The sequence below is a fragment of the Tunturiibacter empetritectus genome, from assembly GCF_014201375.1.
In the GTDB taxonomy this organism is placed as follows: Bacteria; Acidobacteriota; Terriglobia; order Terriglobales; family Acidobacteriaceae; genus Edaphobacter; species Edaphobacter lichenicola_D.
Genome location: NZ_JACHDZ010000004.1, coordinates 409,754 through 422,263 on the forward strand (window position 1 = coordinate 409,754; position 12,510 = coordinate 422,263).

At 59.5% G+C, this 12,510-nt stretch carries 11 protein-coding genes; 7 read left to right on the top strand and 4 right to left on the bottom strand.

Translation table 11 applies throughout. The features are described from left to right. The first annotated feature begins 88 nt into the window (after positions 1–88). The 4 genes from HDF10_RS13820 to HDF10_RS13835 all read left to right on the top strand — a co-directional run bounded on the left by HDF10_RS13820 (position 89) and on the right by HDF10_RS13835 (position 3,706). On the top strand, positions 89–1,186 hold the full coding sequence (locus HDF10_RS13820; RefSeq protein ID WP_260177880.1) for a nucleoside hydrolase: 1,098 nt from the start codon (positions 89–91) through the stop codon (positions 1,184–1,186). Positions 1,187–1,304: 118 nt separating this feature from the next. After that, a complete protein-coding gene (locus HDF10_RS13825; protein ID WP_311732755.1) occupies positions 1,305–2,081 on the top strand; it encodes an NIPSNAP family protein in 777 nt (258 codons plus the stop codon). Between the two features lie 43 nt (positions 2,082–2,124). Continuing rightward, positions 2,125–3,030 (top strand): D-hexose-6-phosphate mutarotase, encoded by a 906-nt coding sequence (locus tag HDF10_RS13830; RefSeq protein WP_183814357.1) that lies wholly within the window; start codon positions 2,125–2,127, stop codon positions 3,028–3,030. 76 nt (positions 3,031–3,106) lie between these two features. After that, positions 3,107–3,706 carry a Maf family protein gene (locus HDF10_RS13835; RefSeq protein WP_183814627.1) on the top strand — a complete coding sequence of 200 codons (600 nt, stop codon included), beginning with the start codon at positions 3,107–3,109 and terminating at the stop codon, positions 3,704–3,706. A 21-nt stretch (positions 3,707–3,727) separates the two neighbouring features. On the opposite strand, the gene HDF10_RS13840 is transcribed toward HDF10_RS13835, so the two are convergent. Continuing rightward, positions 3,728–4,864, bottom strand: coding sequence for a M20 family metallopeptidase (locus tag HDF10_RS13840; RefSeq protein WP_183814359.1), 1,137 nt, complete (start codon positions 4,862–4,864; stop codon positions 3,728–3,730). A 153-nt stretch (positions 4,865–5,017) separates the two neighbouring features. Between HDF10_RS13840 and lpxC the strand changes: the two genes are divergently transcribed. Together lpxC and folK are read left to right on the top strand one after the other, a co-directional pair. Continuing rightward, entirely contained in the window at positions 5,018–5,935 is a 918-nt protein-coding gene (lpxC, locus tag HDF10_RS13845; RefSeq protein WP_183814361.1) for a UDP-3-O-acyl-N-acetylglucosamine deacetylase, read from the top strand. Between the two features lie 105 nt (positions 5,936–6,040). Further along, entirely contained in the window at positions 6,041–6,508 is a 468-nt protein-coding gene (folK, locus tag HDF10_RS13850) for a 2-amino-4-hydroxy-6-hydroxymethyldihydropteridine diphosphokinase (RefSeq protein WP_183814363.1), read from the top strand. Positions 6,509–6,756: 248 nt separating this feature from the next. On the opposite strand, the gene HDF10_RS13855 is transcribed toward folK, so the two are convergent. Together HDF10_RS13855 and HDF10_RS13860 are read right to left on the bottom strand one after the other, a co-directional pair. Then, positions 6,757–8,331 carry a vanadium-dependent haloperoxidase gene (locus HDF10_RS13855; protein WP_183814365.1) on the bottom strand — a complete coding sequence of 525 codons (1,575 nt, stop codon included), beginning with the start codon at positions 8,329–8,331 and terminating at the stop codon, positions 6,757–6,759. Positions 8,332–8,339: 8 nt separating this feature from the next. After that, positions 8,340–9,401, bottom strand: coding sequence for a transporter family protein (locus tag HDF10_RS13860; RefSeq protein ID WP_183814367.1), 1,062 nt, complete (start codon positions 9,399–9,401; stop codon positions 8,340–8,342). A gap of 277 nt (positions 9,402–9,678) precedes the next feature. Here HDF10_RS13860 and HDF10_RS13865 point away from each other — a divergent pair, with 277 nt between their 5' ends. Continuing rightward, positions 9,679–10,386 carry a CADD family putative folate metabolism protein gene (locus HDF10_RS13865; protein WP_183814369.1) on the top strand — a complete coding sequence of 236 codons (708 nt, stop codon included), beginning with the start codon at positions 9,679–9,681 and terminating at the stop codon, positions 10,384–10,386. A 170-nt stretch (positions 10,387–10,556) separates the two neighbouring features. On the opposite strand, the gene HDF10_RS13870 is transcribed toward HDF10_RS13865, so the two are convergent. Then, the gene (locus HDF10_RS13870) at positions 10,557–12,401 is read right to left on the bottom strand and encodes an AI-2E family transporter (protein ID WP_183814371.1); all 1,845 of its coding nucleotides are present in this window, start codon (positions 12,399–12,401) and stop codon (positions 10,557–10,559) included. Positions 12,402–12,510: the final 109 nt, after the last annotated feature.

Below are 12,510 nucleotides of genomic sequence, written 5' to 3' on the forward strand. Positions count from 1 at the left end.
TTGTTAAGAGCATAACGGCAGTCGCGAGATAGAGCTCGCCGTTTTACCTTTAGCTTTCCAGCTTTGGATGGATGGTAATCTGCTGACCATGAGTCGAAGATCTTCTCTGTTCCGCGTCGTGCTTTTTTGCGCTGCGATCTCGCAGCTTTCAAATGCTCAGGCCAGGCGTATGGTCTTGATCGATCAGGACGGCTCCGGCCCTGGCGGTTCCAACCAGATGGCGATGATGGTGCTGCTGCAGTCGCCACAGGCGGAGGTGCTGGGCATCACGATGGTGAGCGGAAATGCGTGGGAGCCGGAGGAGGTGCAGCACACGCTGCGTATGCTCGAACTCATCCATCGCACCGATGTTCCTGTTGTGCCGGGAGCGATCTTTCCGCTGGTCCGCACCGAAGAGGAGTCGAAGCTTCAGCAACAGCTTTACGGGACGTTCCCCTGGTATGGGGCGTGGGGCGATCTGGCCGCGACGACGAGTCGTCAGCCTTACCACGGGCCTTACGTTGTTCCAAAGATGGAGGAGGGCGAGCCTACGCTGAAGCCGCTGGCGGAGGACGCAGCGCACTTTCTCATTCGTCAGGTTCATGCGCATCCGCATCAGGTTACGATCTATGCCGCTGGCCCACTCACGAATATTGCGCTTGCTATCTCAATCGATCCGCACTTCGCCGAACTCACGCAGGGCATCGTGATCATGGGCGGCAGCCTGAGTCCGCAGACGGGCGATCCGGAGTTTTCCAACAATCCGCGGCACGAGTTCAACTTCTGGTTCGATCCCGAGGCAGCCCACATTACGCTTCGCGCGCACTGGCCGCGCATCGACCTGACGACGGTCGATATCTCGATCAAGACAGCATTCACCAAAGCGATGCTGGAAGAGATTGCTCGTTCTCCTAACCCAGGTGCGAAGTATCTGGCGGCTTACACGGGCGAGTTTTACTACTTGTGGGATGAGCTTGCGGCCGCAGCGTGGCTCGATCCCGCGATCATCACTAAAGAGGAGAAGCTGTACGTTGATGTGGATTTGACGCGAGGCCCGTTCTACGGAGACACGCTTTCTTGGACTGCGGCCAACAAGCCTCAACTTGATGTACAGCTTGTTCACGTCCAGGCAGATCTCGATCTACCGCGATTCAATAAACTTTTCCTCGAACTGATGAAGGGGCCGCCACAGACTCCGGTGAAGTGACTGCGGCGTTCCGTTCACACTAACCGGCGCGACTGTCTGTATTCTGTAGGTGATAACCCATCCTGTAGCGACAGGATGTCTGGCCGACAGGGAGGGCTTGATGGAAAGGCGTGACTTCTTGACCGCATCACTTGCAACCTCGGCGCTTGCACTCGCGAGTCAGGTCTCTGCTCAGACCTCATCCGGCAAGCCGCGCGAATACTATGAGATTCGCAGGTATCATCTGCAGACCGGACCGCAGATTAAGCTCACTGACAGTTACATATCAGAAGCATTGATTCCCGCGTTGAATCGAATGGGCATTGCGCCAGTGGGGGCCTTCCATCTGGACATTGGACCGGAGACGCCGACGCTTTATCTTCTGCTGCCGTGTGCAAAGCTGGAGACGCTTGTCTCTGCGGAGTTGCAGCTCGTGCACGATGAGCAGTTCATGAAGGCCGCCGAGCCTTTCTGGAGTGCGCCTGCAACGGCTCCAGCCTTTCAGCGGATCGAGAGCTCACTTCATATTGCGTTTGAAGGCTGGCCGAAGCTGACTCCTCCAGCCGCAACGGCAGAGCACGGCAAGAGGATCTTTCAACTTCGTACCTACGAAAGCCCCAGCAATCAGGACCATATTCGCAAGGTCGAGATGTTTCATCACGGGGAGTTCGACATCTTTCAGCGTGCAGGATTCAGCCAGGTCTTCTACAGCGATACGCTGATCGGTCCGCGTATGCCGAACCTCACCTACATGCTTAGCTTCTCGGATCTGACGGACCTCAACGTCAAATGGGACAAGTTCCGCACCGATCCTGAGTGGATCAAGTTGAAGGGGTCGCCACGTTACAACTTTGAAGAGATCGTGAGTAACATTTCGAATCTGATATTGAGCCCAACGGCTTACTCGCAGATCTAACTGCAACACGTTCCCTCTCGTCATGGTGAACGCAAGGAAAACGATGGATATCAATCAACTGAACGAACACTTTGGCCTACCGGGCGTCCTCGCATTTCACGCAACGGAAGGTGGACTTGTACGCGCCGACATTACGGCGCCACATGCAACCGCAACCGTCTACCTGCAAGGCGCACACCTGACGGCGTGGCAGCCAGCGGGCCATCAGCCTGCGATCTTTACCAGCCGCAAGACCGATTACGCGCCGGGCAAGGCGATTCGCGGTGGAGTGCCGATTGCGTTTCCGTGGTTTGCTACGCGGCATGATGGAAAGACTGGGCCTTCGCATGGCTTCGCGCGGATTCAGGACTGGACGCTTGCGTTTGCCGCGCTGGCTGGAGACGATCTACACCTTACCTTTACGCTTGGGCCCAACGATCTCAGCCGAAGCCTGGGGTACGATCACTTTCGTCTCGCTTATCAGCTCACCATTGGACGCACGCTGACGATGCAGCTGACCGTGGCCAACGATGCCGCTACGCCGCTTGTCTTCGAGGAGGCGCTTCATACGTACTACGCCGTGGAGGATATCCACGAGATTGCGATTGCTGGTCTCGACGGAGTCAGCTACCTCGACAAAGTCGACAATTTTGAAAAGAAACTGCAACACGGCGATATTACGGTCACGGGCCCGACGGATCGTGTTTATCTGGACACGGTTGGGACTTGCACGTTGAACGATCATGCGGGCAAGCGTCGCATCGTAGTGGCAAAGACCGGTTCCACCACTACGGTTGTGTGGAATCCCTGGGAAGAGGGAGCAGCAAAGTTGGCTGATATGGACTCGACGGAGTGGCATGAGTTCGTTGCGATTGAGACGGTGAACGCCGCGGTCGATACGATCACTCTCGCTCCAGGCGCTACGCACGCGATGCAGGCTCGCGTTTCAGTAGAGGAGCTTTCTGCGTAACGGAGCCGCTAAGCGTGAGGAGTTGGGTGTGGGTGATTTTGCAGAACCGGCGCGGTGCCGATAGTCTCATAGCGTGATGCTCATCCTTGCCTCTGGCTCGCCACGTCGCCACGAACTTCTCATGCAGGCAGGTCTTACGTTTACCGCCGAGGCTGCCAACCTCAACGAAGATCTGTTACCGAACGAAGCTGCTGCCGCGTATGTTCAGCGGCTTGCGGAAGAGAAGGCGCAAGCTGTCTGGAACGCTTATAGAGCTTCGGACACTGCTGAGGATCCGCTGGTTGTTCTTGGCGCGGATACGTGCGTTGTTGTTGAGGGACAGATTCTGGGCAAGCCCACAGACAGCGCCGATGCACGCCGCATGCTGGAGCTTTTGAGCGGGCGCACTCATGCGGTGCTGACGGGTATCGCTGCCATCACGGCGAAGAAGACGGTTCGGGATCTCGACATCACCCAGGTGACCTTCAACGTCATCACAGACTCGGAGATTGGGCGATATATCTCGAGCGGCGAGCCTCTCGATAAGGCGGGAGCCTATGCGATTCAGGGCTACGCGGCACGGTGGATACCGCGCATCGAAGGCTGCTACTTCAACGTGGTGGGTCTTCCGATCGCTCGCACGATTACTCTTCTGGCGCAGGCCGAATCGGACACGTCTGTTGCGGAGAGGGTCTAGGTCGAAGACTGCTGATACTGCTTACTCGATGCTGGCGATCATCGCTGCGAGCAGGGACGTTCGCGGGACAAGATGTTCGATGACGACGGACTCGTGCGGGGCATGGGCTCCGTCGCCTACTGCGCCCATGCCGTCGAGTGTTGGTACGCCGAGAGCGGCGGTGAAGTTGCCGTCGGAGCCCCCGCCCGTGGAGGCTTCCTCGAGCGTGAAGCCAAGTTCGGCTGCGAGGGCTCGGGCTTTTTTGAAGAGCGCAATCGTTCCCGGTTTGCGTTCCATCGGAGGACGGTTGATGCCGCCGGTGATGGTGAACTCGCAGTGGGGATCTGAGACTTTGAGTTTGCGGAAGAGCTTGTCGACGTAGGTGGCGTCGCTGGCCTTGGCAATACGGACGTCAATCTCGGCAGAGGCGTGCGAAGGGACGACATTGGACCGTGTTCCACCAGCGATCACACCACAATTTACCGTGAGTCTGCGGTCGAGATTCGTGAATCCGGATATTGCCTGGACCAGCTTTGCGAGTTCGAGAACCGCCGAGTGGCCGCGCTCGAAGTCCACCCCGCTATGCGCGCCAACGCCTGTAACCTGCACATTATATTGGCCGACGCCTTTGCGGGCGGTCTTGTAGGCCAGCCCCTGTGCCGGCTCCAGGACGAGTACGGCGGATGACTCTCGCGCCAATCTCTCGGTAATCGGCCTGGAGATCGTGCTCCCTACCTCCTCGTCGCTGTTCAGCAACAGCGTCACCGGACGAGCTAACCTAAGTTGTTTCAATGTGTTTAAGGCTGTCAACGCCATGATGACTCCGGCCTTCATGTCCAGAACGCCGGGTCCCCAGAGGCGGCCGTCCGTGTTGCGCCACGGCATCGTCTTGAGAGTGCCGAGAGACCAGACGGTGTCGAGGTGGCCTAGAAGCAGGATAGGTTTTTGTGTGGAGCGGGTTGGGCCGAAGCGGAGCTCCAATACGTCGCCAAATTGGCGCTGTTTATGGCGTTTGGAGCGGGTGCCGATCTCTCGAGCCCATTGTTCGACAAGGGCGGCGGCTGCGTTAACTGCCTGCGGGTCTTCACTTGGAGATTCCTGCTGGACGAGATCTCGCAGGGTGTCTTCGATCCACCCCTTTTGCTTGTCCACTGCGCTGAGGATCGCTTTGGCTTCCATGGACGGATGTTATAGCAATCAAAAGGATTAGTTGGCCGGCTTCTTGAGGAAAAAAGTAGTCATCCTTAGAGGGGAATGTGGCTTATTTGCCACAACGGAAAGAGTTCTTTCCGCTATAGTCTCGGTGATGGTTCTATCCGGAGACGCCTACTCGTGGCATTGGAAGCTCATTTTGAGCAGACAATTCGTTCGGAGATAGAGTTCAGCGGTATCGGCTTACATAGCGGGGCGCCTGTGCTGATGCGATTGGTCCCGGCGCCGGCTGGATCCGGTATCGTCTTTCGTCGCACGGACTTAGACAACTTCGAGATCGCGGCGATTGGGCGGAATGTCGCTAAAGTTAGCTATGCGACGAGCCTGATGCGGCAGAGCGTTTTGATCTCGACGACGGAACATCTGCTCTCTGCTCTTATCGGCTTTGGTGTGGATAACGTGATCGTCGAGGTGGATAATCTTGAGGTTCCCATTCTGGATGGGAGTTCTCTGCCTTATGTGCAAGCGTTTCATTCTGTTGGGCTTAAGCAGCAGAGGCGAAAGCGTGAATACCTAAAGATTTTAAGAGAGGTGGAGGTTCGGGACGGATCCAAGTTTATCGGGGTCTATCCGGGGTCGGGGTATCGGATTCAGTATACGATCGACTTCCCGCAACCTATTGGTTATGAGACGTTTAGGGGCGATCTGGCGACTGGAGATTATGTTAAATTAATTGCTCCGGCGCGTACCTTTGGGTTTAAAGAAGATGAGGCTATGTTGCGGGATATGGGGCTGATTCGTGGGGTTTCGGACGAGAGCGCTATTATTCTGTCGCGGCAAGGTGTTGAAAATGGGCCACTTCGGTTTGATGACGAGTTTGTGCGGCATAAGGTGTTGGATCTGATTGGGGATCTGGCCCTGGCGGGGCGGAGAATTCAGGGTCATGTGGTGGCCGAGCGGGCTGGGCATGCGATGCATACTGCTCTCGTGCAAAGACTTATGCGTGACCGCTCGGCGTGGGAGCTGGCGCACGGGTACGATGAGGTGGCGGAGCCGGCCAGGGTGATGGGCCAGCTGCAACCAGCCACGATTTCGTGATTTTGTGGTCGAAACGCGTGGTTCGTTGATGGTGGATTGTGGTGACGATGTGGTGATTTGTGTGGCTGCTAAGCCGCGCCTCCGCGTGGTGCGGGCGTGAGGGCTGTGGCGGCGATCGCGTTGGGGTCGAACCTGGAATCGTCCTTTGGGGATCGCGAGGCGAATCTTGTGGAGGCGGTTCGGTTGATTCGGCCGCTGGGTGAGGTGACGGCGGTCTCGTCGTTTTACGATACGGAGCCGGTGGGGTTTCTGGAGCAGCCTAGATTTCTGAATGCGGCTTTGCTGCTCGAGACGGCTTTGGAGCCAGTGGCTTTGCTGCGGGAGCTACTTGTGGTGGAGCGGGCGATGGGAAGGGATCGGGTTGGGGCCGTCGCTAAGGGCCCGCGCGTAATCGATCTGGATCTGTTGCTTTATGGCGACGTAGTGGTGGAGACCGAGGAGTTGGAGTTGCCGCATCCGGAGATGCAGGCGCGGAGCTTTGTGCTGGAGCCTTTGGCGGAGATCGCGCCGAAGATGATTCATCCGGTGTTGGGCCTAACGGTGAGGGAGATGCTGGAGCGGCTTCGCGGGTAGATAGCGTACAGGGCAGCTCTTTTAACGGTTAGGAAGAACAGACAGCAGCAAAGGCAATATCAGTCGTTGCGGCTTCGCCTTCACTCCTGCCTTCGGCAGAGCGGAGCCCATTCCTCGCGCGAGTGCGGCGCTATGAATGGGAACCGGGCAAGGACGAAAGACAGGGATTCATCGCGGCGCTCAGGATGACGACCTCTTCGCTGCGCTCGGGATTGACGACCCTTGTCCTTGCCTACGGATAAACCGCTCTAATTGGCCCCGTCTGTTTTTGCGAACCTGACGGTGTAGTCTCCGACTCTCTTGCCGTGAGCCATCCCAACTGTGATGTCTGAACGATAGTGGATGCCCGCGTAGAGCCTGGACATGGCGGCCTCCTGCATCTGTGCTTGAAAGTAGGTTGCTGCGTCGGGGAAGAGATAAGACAGGACATCGGAGCCTGCGGCGGAGAAGTCGGAGTGCCCCGAGACATAGGATGGAAAGTTTGGCAGTCCGGTCTGGGTCTTGATCGAGGGATCGAGCTGCGAGGGTCGGGGGTTAAAGTAGAAGTACTTCGCATCCCAACAGGCAACGGCGGCGTCATGGAGGGCCATATTGAGCAGCGCGAAAGAGCGTGAGGCGCGAACCTCGCTGAAGCTGGCAGCGCTGATGTATGGCTCGGCGATGGCGTCCCAGTGTCCGGGAGGAGTTACGGTGCTGACTCCATCGGCCCATTTGTAGACCGTCGCCTGCTGGTCGCGGGTGAGGCTGTTGACGATGCTTTTTACTTCGGCGGTCTCGGTCTGCATTTGAGTGGATGAGGTGGAGGGAGGCGGGCCGGGCCGCTCGTTGACGATGTCGGCTGGAGTCATCATCCACGCCTTGACCTTGCCGAAGACGGGCAGCATCGGAGGGCGAGGGGGACCATCCTGGCTGATCCAGGGGATCTCTCCGCGGGCGGTTGCGTTGGCGGCCAGGGACTGCCAGATTGCCGGCGAGCCACCGGCTGCCTTCATTCCGTCGGTGGCGGCGCGGGCAGCGAAGACGGCGGCTACGGCTTTGCCGAGGGCGACTCCGGCGGCGATGTCGCTGGCGGACGCTCTGCCGGAGATGAGGGCGACTTGTTGCTGCTCGGCTGCCTTGGCGTTGATCTCGTCGACCGAGGTGGGGAACAGGAGGGTGAGCAGAGCGGCGTTGACTCCTGCTTCGACAGCATCCTCGGAGGGATAGGAGGGGATGTCGCTGGTCGGCAGCAGTGCCTTAATGCCGGTGTCGGTTTTGAAAGGAGAAGGGCGATTGTACTGGTACTTGTAGTACCAGGCGGTCTTTAGCGCCTCAAACTGCGCGACCGAGACGTAACTGTAGGCGCGTGCGGCGTAGGGAGGGTTGCTGAACGGATATTGCGGATTCGCGAATGGATTCGCGGGGTTCGGAACGGGATAGCTTCCGTCCGGATTAGGCGAAGGCGGCAGATCGGAGCGCGCTGCAATCTCGCGCATGATCTGATTCCAACGCAGGACGCCGCCGCTGCTCCAGTAGGTGATGGCTGTCTTTTGCGCATCGGTCAGGCTGGCCTGGGCGGTCTTGATGGAGGCTAACTCGGACTGATAGCCGGGATCGCTTACCGGGGCCGGCGCTGTTACAGCGATCTGCGTGGGGCCTGAGAGAACGATCATCTTCCAGGCACCTGCATTGGCGTCGGTGTTCGCCGGAGTGACTGCGGGCAAGGGCTCGGAGGAGGGGATGTCTTTACTGCAACTGGAGGTGCTCAGGGCCAGAGCAAGGAAGATCGCGGCTGAGATCGATGTGCGGAGGAGAGGCGTTTTTTGTGTGACGATCGTGGTCATTATCGTTTTCAAGGGGTGGCTCGCTTTTCGAAGGGAAGGGTGTACATGAGGCCGGTGGTGAAGGTGCTTGCCTGTCCGACGTTGCGGCCTTGAAAGGTGTTGGAGTAAACGAACCAATACTGGAGATTGACTATCTTCGGGACCGGGACCTTTACGGTTGCGCCGGCTTTGGAGAAGTTGGTCCGGTTGGAGACGAAGGGCATGTCCTGGGGTCGGATGTCTCCTCCTCCGCGTGCCTGTTGCACGGAGAAGTCGCCGAAGAGCGAGACGTTATTTTTCCGATAGCCGACGCTGGTGCCGTAGTTGAAGAGGTTGGGCATCGCGACCTGATTGCTGAGATAGAGCTGGCTGTTGGTGTAGTAGCTGGAGCGGTCGAGCGTCACGTTGCCGCGAAAGGTGTAGGCGGCGGTGCCGTTGAGATAGAGCCCGCGCCTGCCGAGGAAGTTCAGTGTGGCTCGTCCGGTGAGGGTCCTGCTGTTGGTGCCGAGCGAAAGCGGCTGAAGGTCGGGTGTGTAGTTGGTCATGGGAAGCGTGCCCGACAGCACGGCGATCGCTCGCAGAGCGCCGAACTTCCGGACGGGTATGCTGATGAGCTTGTACTTTGCGGCGAGGGTGAGGTCCTGAAATCCCGACTGGCCGTGGAGCACACCCTTGCTTGCGTCGGTCCAAACGTAGGGCACGTTGATGATGAAGTCGAGCCGGCTGGTCACGCCGTAGTTGGCTGCCATGGTGATGGTTTGCGTCGTGATGGTGCCGATGTTTCCGTTGACGCGCTGGAGGCTTCCCTGCCAGTAGCTGTCCCAACTGTCGTGCGTGTAGAGGGCTCCTGCACAGAGGGACTGCTTCGCCAGCATGATGCCGTCGTCGATGGTCTGAGCGTTAAGCGATGGGCAGAGCAGACACAGGAAAGTGAGACAGGCGGCAAGGAGAGCGGTATGTCTGGCTCTCCGCTCTTTGGGTTTGGGGCTGCTTCCGGCGCGAACGGACCGGAAGCGGTAGAAGAGGAGCGGCAGGCGCCTTGGCAGCGGGTTTTGAAACCCGGAGGATGCTGGCGCGTGATTCGAAGTCATGGTCTTTCTCCGTGTCGTTAGAGGAGGGCATACGCACGGCTTCGTGCGGAGCTTAGCGATCATCGTGTGATTGCGAAGCTTGGCTGCGAAGAGATTCGTATACCTTGGTCACGAGGGAGTTTATGCGCGCACGCGGGTGCTGTCTTCAACTCAAAGGATGATTTTTCTATCCATCGTGTGGGGGACGGGCTTTGTGCCGGGGGCTTGCCCGGGGTACACTCTGAGAATTCTCGTGGGCGGTTCTGCTCGCGTGCGAATTTCTGATTGGAGCTTGACTATGTCTTTGATGATTTCGAGGAGTGCTGGGTTCTGGAGCCGTTTCGAGGAGCGCGTTGCTCCGTTCAACCTGTTGCAGCACCCGTTTTATCAGGCGTGGTCGAAAGGGGAGCTGACGCGTGAGGATCTGCGGGAGTATGCGGCGGAGTACTGGCATCATGTGTCGGCGTTTCCGACTTATCTGAGTGCGCTGCACTCGCGGCTGCCGGATGGGGAGATGCGGCGTGAGGTTCTGCGCAATCTGGCGGAAGAAGAGGGCGTGGATGCGGCTACGGCTCGTCCGCATAGCGATCTTTGGATGGACTTTGCTGCTGGGATGGGCGCGACGCGTGGTGAGGTGGAGGGGCGCGCGGTGCAGCCGGAGATGGAGGCGCTGATGGCTACGTTCCGTGAGCTGATGCTGGAGGAGAAGGCTTCGGCTGCGATGGCGGCGCTGTATGCGTATGAGTCGAAGGTGCCTGCGATTGCTGCGACCAAGGCTGAAGGGCTGGCGGAGCACTATGGGACTGAGGGCGCGGCGGCGCGTTACTTCACGCTGCACCAGACGGCTGATGTTGCGCATGCGAGCGTGTGGCGGGAGTTGATTGAGAAGCAACTTGCCGGTGCGCCTGAGGACGAAGAGGCGGTGCTGGCGGCTGGGGAGCGGGCGGCGAAGGCGCTTTGGGTCGCTCTGGACGGTGTGGAGCGGCAGCGGCTGGCGGTTAACTAAGCCTTATCAATTTGAAGAGAGGCCAGGCGAAGATGCCTGGTCTTTTTTTGCGCGTTGTTGCCCCAAGAGATTCGCTTGTCAACGAAAAGCAACAGCAGATTCCTCCGCTGCGCTGCGGAATGACAAACAAAAGGCGAGCAGCAACGACAGGACGAAAAGTAGCGAGCTGGTTAGAAGCGCATGTATTGGGTGTCGTGCTGGTGGTGCCAGTGCGTGACTTGGTGGAGGGCCTGGGCGAGGGAGTTGACGACTACGTTGGGTTTGCCGCTGCCGAAGCGCTCGATGGATTGCTCGGCGGTTTGGTCGAGGTCGTTGGCGGAGTTCCAGAGGCCGACGACGATGCGGTTGTTTGGCAGGTGGGAGCGGACGCGCTGGCAGATGGCTCGGGCTTGCGAGAAGGCGAAGGGTGGGAGTGCGGAGATGAAGACGACGGTGTTGGATTCGGTGGCGAGGGAGTCGAGGATCTCGCTGGAGATGGTGGAGGCGGAGAGGAGGAGGGTCTGATGGTTGGCGCGCTCCATGAGTTGGCCGAGCATGAGCGTGGTGAGTTCGTCGGCCTGGTCGCTGACGGAGATGCAGATGACGGCGAACTCTTTTTCGATGGGGCGGCGGGAGGGGCGCGGTTTGACGGCGTCCGGCGCGGCGTCTGGGGCGGCGTTGGCGGGCTCTTTCTGGTGGTAGTCGGCTAGTTCGGCGACGATCTCGCCGATGGTGAGGAAGAAGAAGTCGGAGCGCTTGTCGTCGAGGTTGCCCTGGTGGCGGTCCTGCTCGACGAGGGCGAGGGCGGGGATGAGGACGGAGTCGTAGAGCTCGACGAGGGGCTTGCCGGCGAGGAAGCGGTTGGCGACGGCGCGGGCTTCGCGCTGATCCATGGCGAGGAGACGCTCGTAGAAGAGTGCCTCGGAGGAGAGCTCGGCGTCGGTGCCGAGGAGGGTGTGGAGGAAGGACATCTGGGGGACGTGGCGGCCGAGGACGACGATGCAGACGGTGAGCGGGGTGGAGAGGATGAGGCCGGGCCATCCCCAGAGGAGCGCCCAGAAGATGGCCATGGCGAGGAGGGCGAGGGAAGAGATGCCGGTGCGGGTGCTGTAGAGCCAGGGCTCGACGAAGTTGGTGGCGGTGAGCTCGAGCGCGAGAAAGAGGCAGAGGATGAGGATGGGCGGCCACCAGGTGGTGGAGATGGCGACCGAGACGATGAGGGGAAGGGCGAGGCTGGTGGCGGTGCCGACGTAGGGGACGATGCGGAGGATTCCGGCGAGGACTCCCCAGAGCGTGGCGTCTGGTACGCCGATGAGGTAGAGGCCCCCGCCGAAGAGGAGGCCATAGGCTGCGTTGACGGCGAGTTGGAAGAGGAGGTACTGGCTGATGCGGGTTGCGGCCTCTTGCAGGGCCTGGGTCATGAGGTTGATGCGACCCATGCCGGCGAGAAGGAGGATCCGGTGGCGGAGGTCCTCGCGCTTCATCAGGAGGTAGATGGTGAAGACGATGACGACACCGACGGTTCCGATGGGGCGGAGGAAGCGCATGAGCAGCTCGGTGGTGGTCTGGAGCTGAGTGCGGTCGGGATCGATGACGCGGACGGGCTGGACTTGTACGGGCGTTTGCGAGAGCGGCGTGGGAGAGGAGGGGGCGATGTCGCCGCTGATGTCTTCGACGGCGGTAAAGGCTTTCTCGAGAGACTGCTCGGCGGGCGAGTGGACGGTGGCCATCTTCTGGTGGATGTTGAGGCGGTAGGCGGGGAGGGTGCGGGCTACGTTGAGCAACTGCCGGGCGACGACGTAGCCGACACTGAAGATGCTGAGGAAGGCGAGGATGCCGATGATCGCTACGGCGAGGACGCGGGGGACGCGGCGGGTTTCGAGACGGCTGACGGCGGGGGCGAGCAGGAACGACAGGGTGAGCGCGAAGGTGAGGGGGATGAGGAGTTCGCGTGCGAAGTAGAGGATGAGCACGATGACGGCGAGCACGAGCAGGGGCTCTACCCTGGGGATCTCAGTTGTGCGAGCGCGGGACATAGAAGTTGTAAGACCTCGCGGGACCTGATGGATGCTCTGCGCTTATGCGGGCAAGAATACATCAACGTGCGGGCGCGCGGGGTATTGCCGCGTGGATAGGCTAGACTCT

Excerpts from the sequence above, each read along its gene's own strand:
- HDF10_RS13820 (WP_260177880.1), top strand. The coding sequence starts at position 89 with ATGAGTCGAAGATCTTCTCTGTTCCGCGTCGTGCTTTTTTGCGCTGCG.
- HDF10_RS13830 (WP_183814357.1), top strand. The coding sequence starts at position 2,125 with ATGGATATCAATCAACTGAACGAACACTTTGGCCTACCGGGCGTCCTC.
- HDF10_RS13835 (WP_183814627.1), top strand. The coding sequence starts at position 3,107 with ATGCTCATCCTTGCCTCTGGCTCGCCACGTCGCCACGAACTTCTCATG.
- HDF10_RS13840 (WP_183814359.1), bottom strand. The coding sequence starts at position 4,864 with ATGGAAGCCAAAGCGATCCTCAGCGCAGTGGACAAGCAAAAGGGGTGG.
- HDF10_RS13855 (WP_183814365.1), bottom strand. The coding sequence starts at position 8,331 with ATGACCACGATCGTCACACAAAAAACGCCTCTCCTCCGCACATCGATC.
- HDF10_RS13860 (WP_183814367.1), bottom strand. The coding sequence starts at position 9,401 with ATGACTTCGAATCACGCGCCAGCATCCTCCGGGTTTCAAAACCCGCTG.
- HDF10_RS13865 (WP_183814369.1), top strand. The coding sequence starts at position 9,679 with ATGTCTTTGATGATTTCGAGGAGTGCTGGGTTCTGGAGCCGTTTCGAG.
- HDF10_RS13870 (WP_183814371.1), bottom strand. The coding sequence starts at position 12,401 with ATGTCCCGCGCTCGCACAACTGAGATCCCCAGGGTAGAGCCCCTGCTC.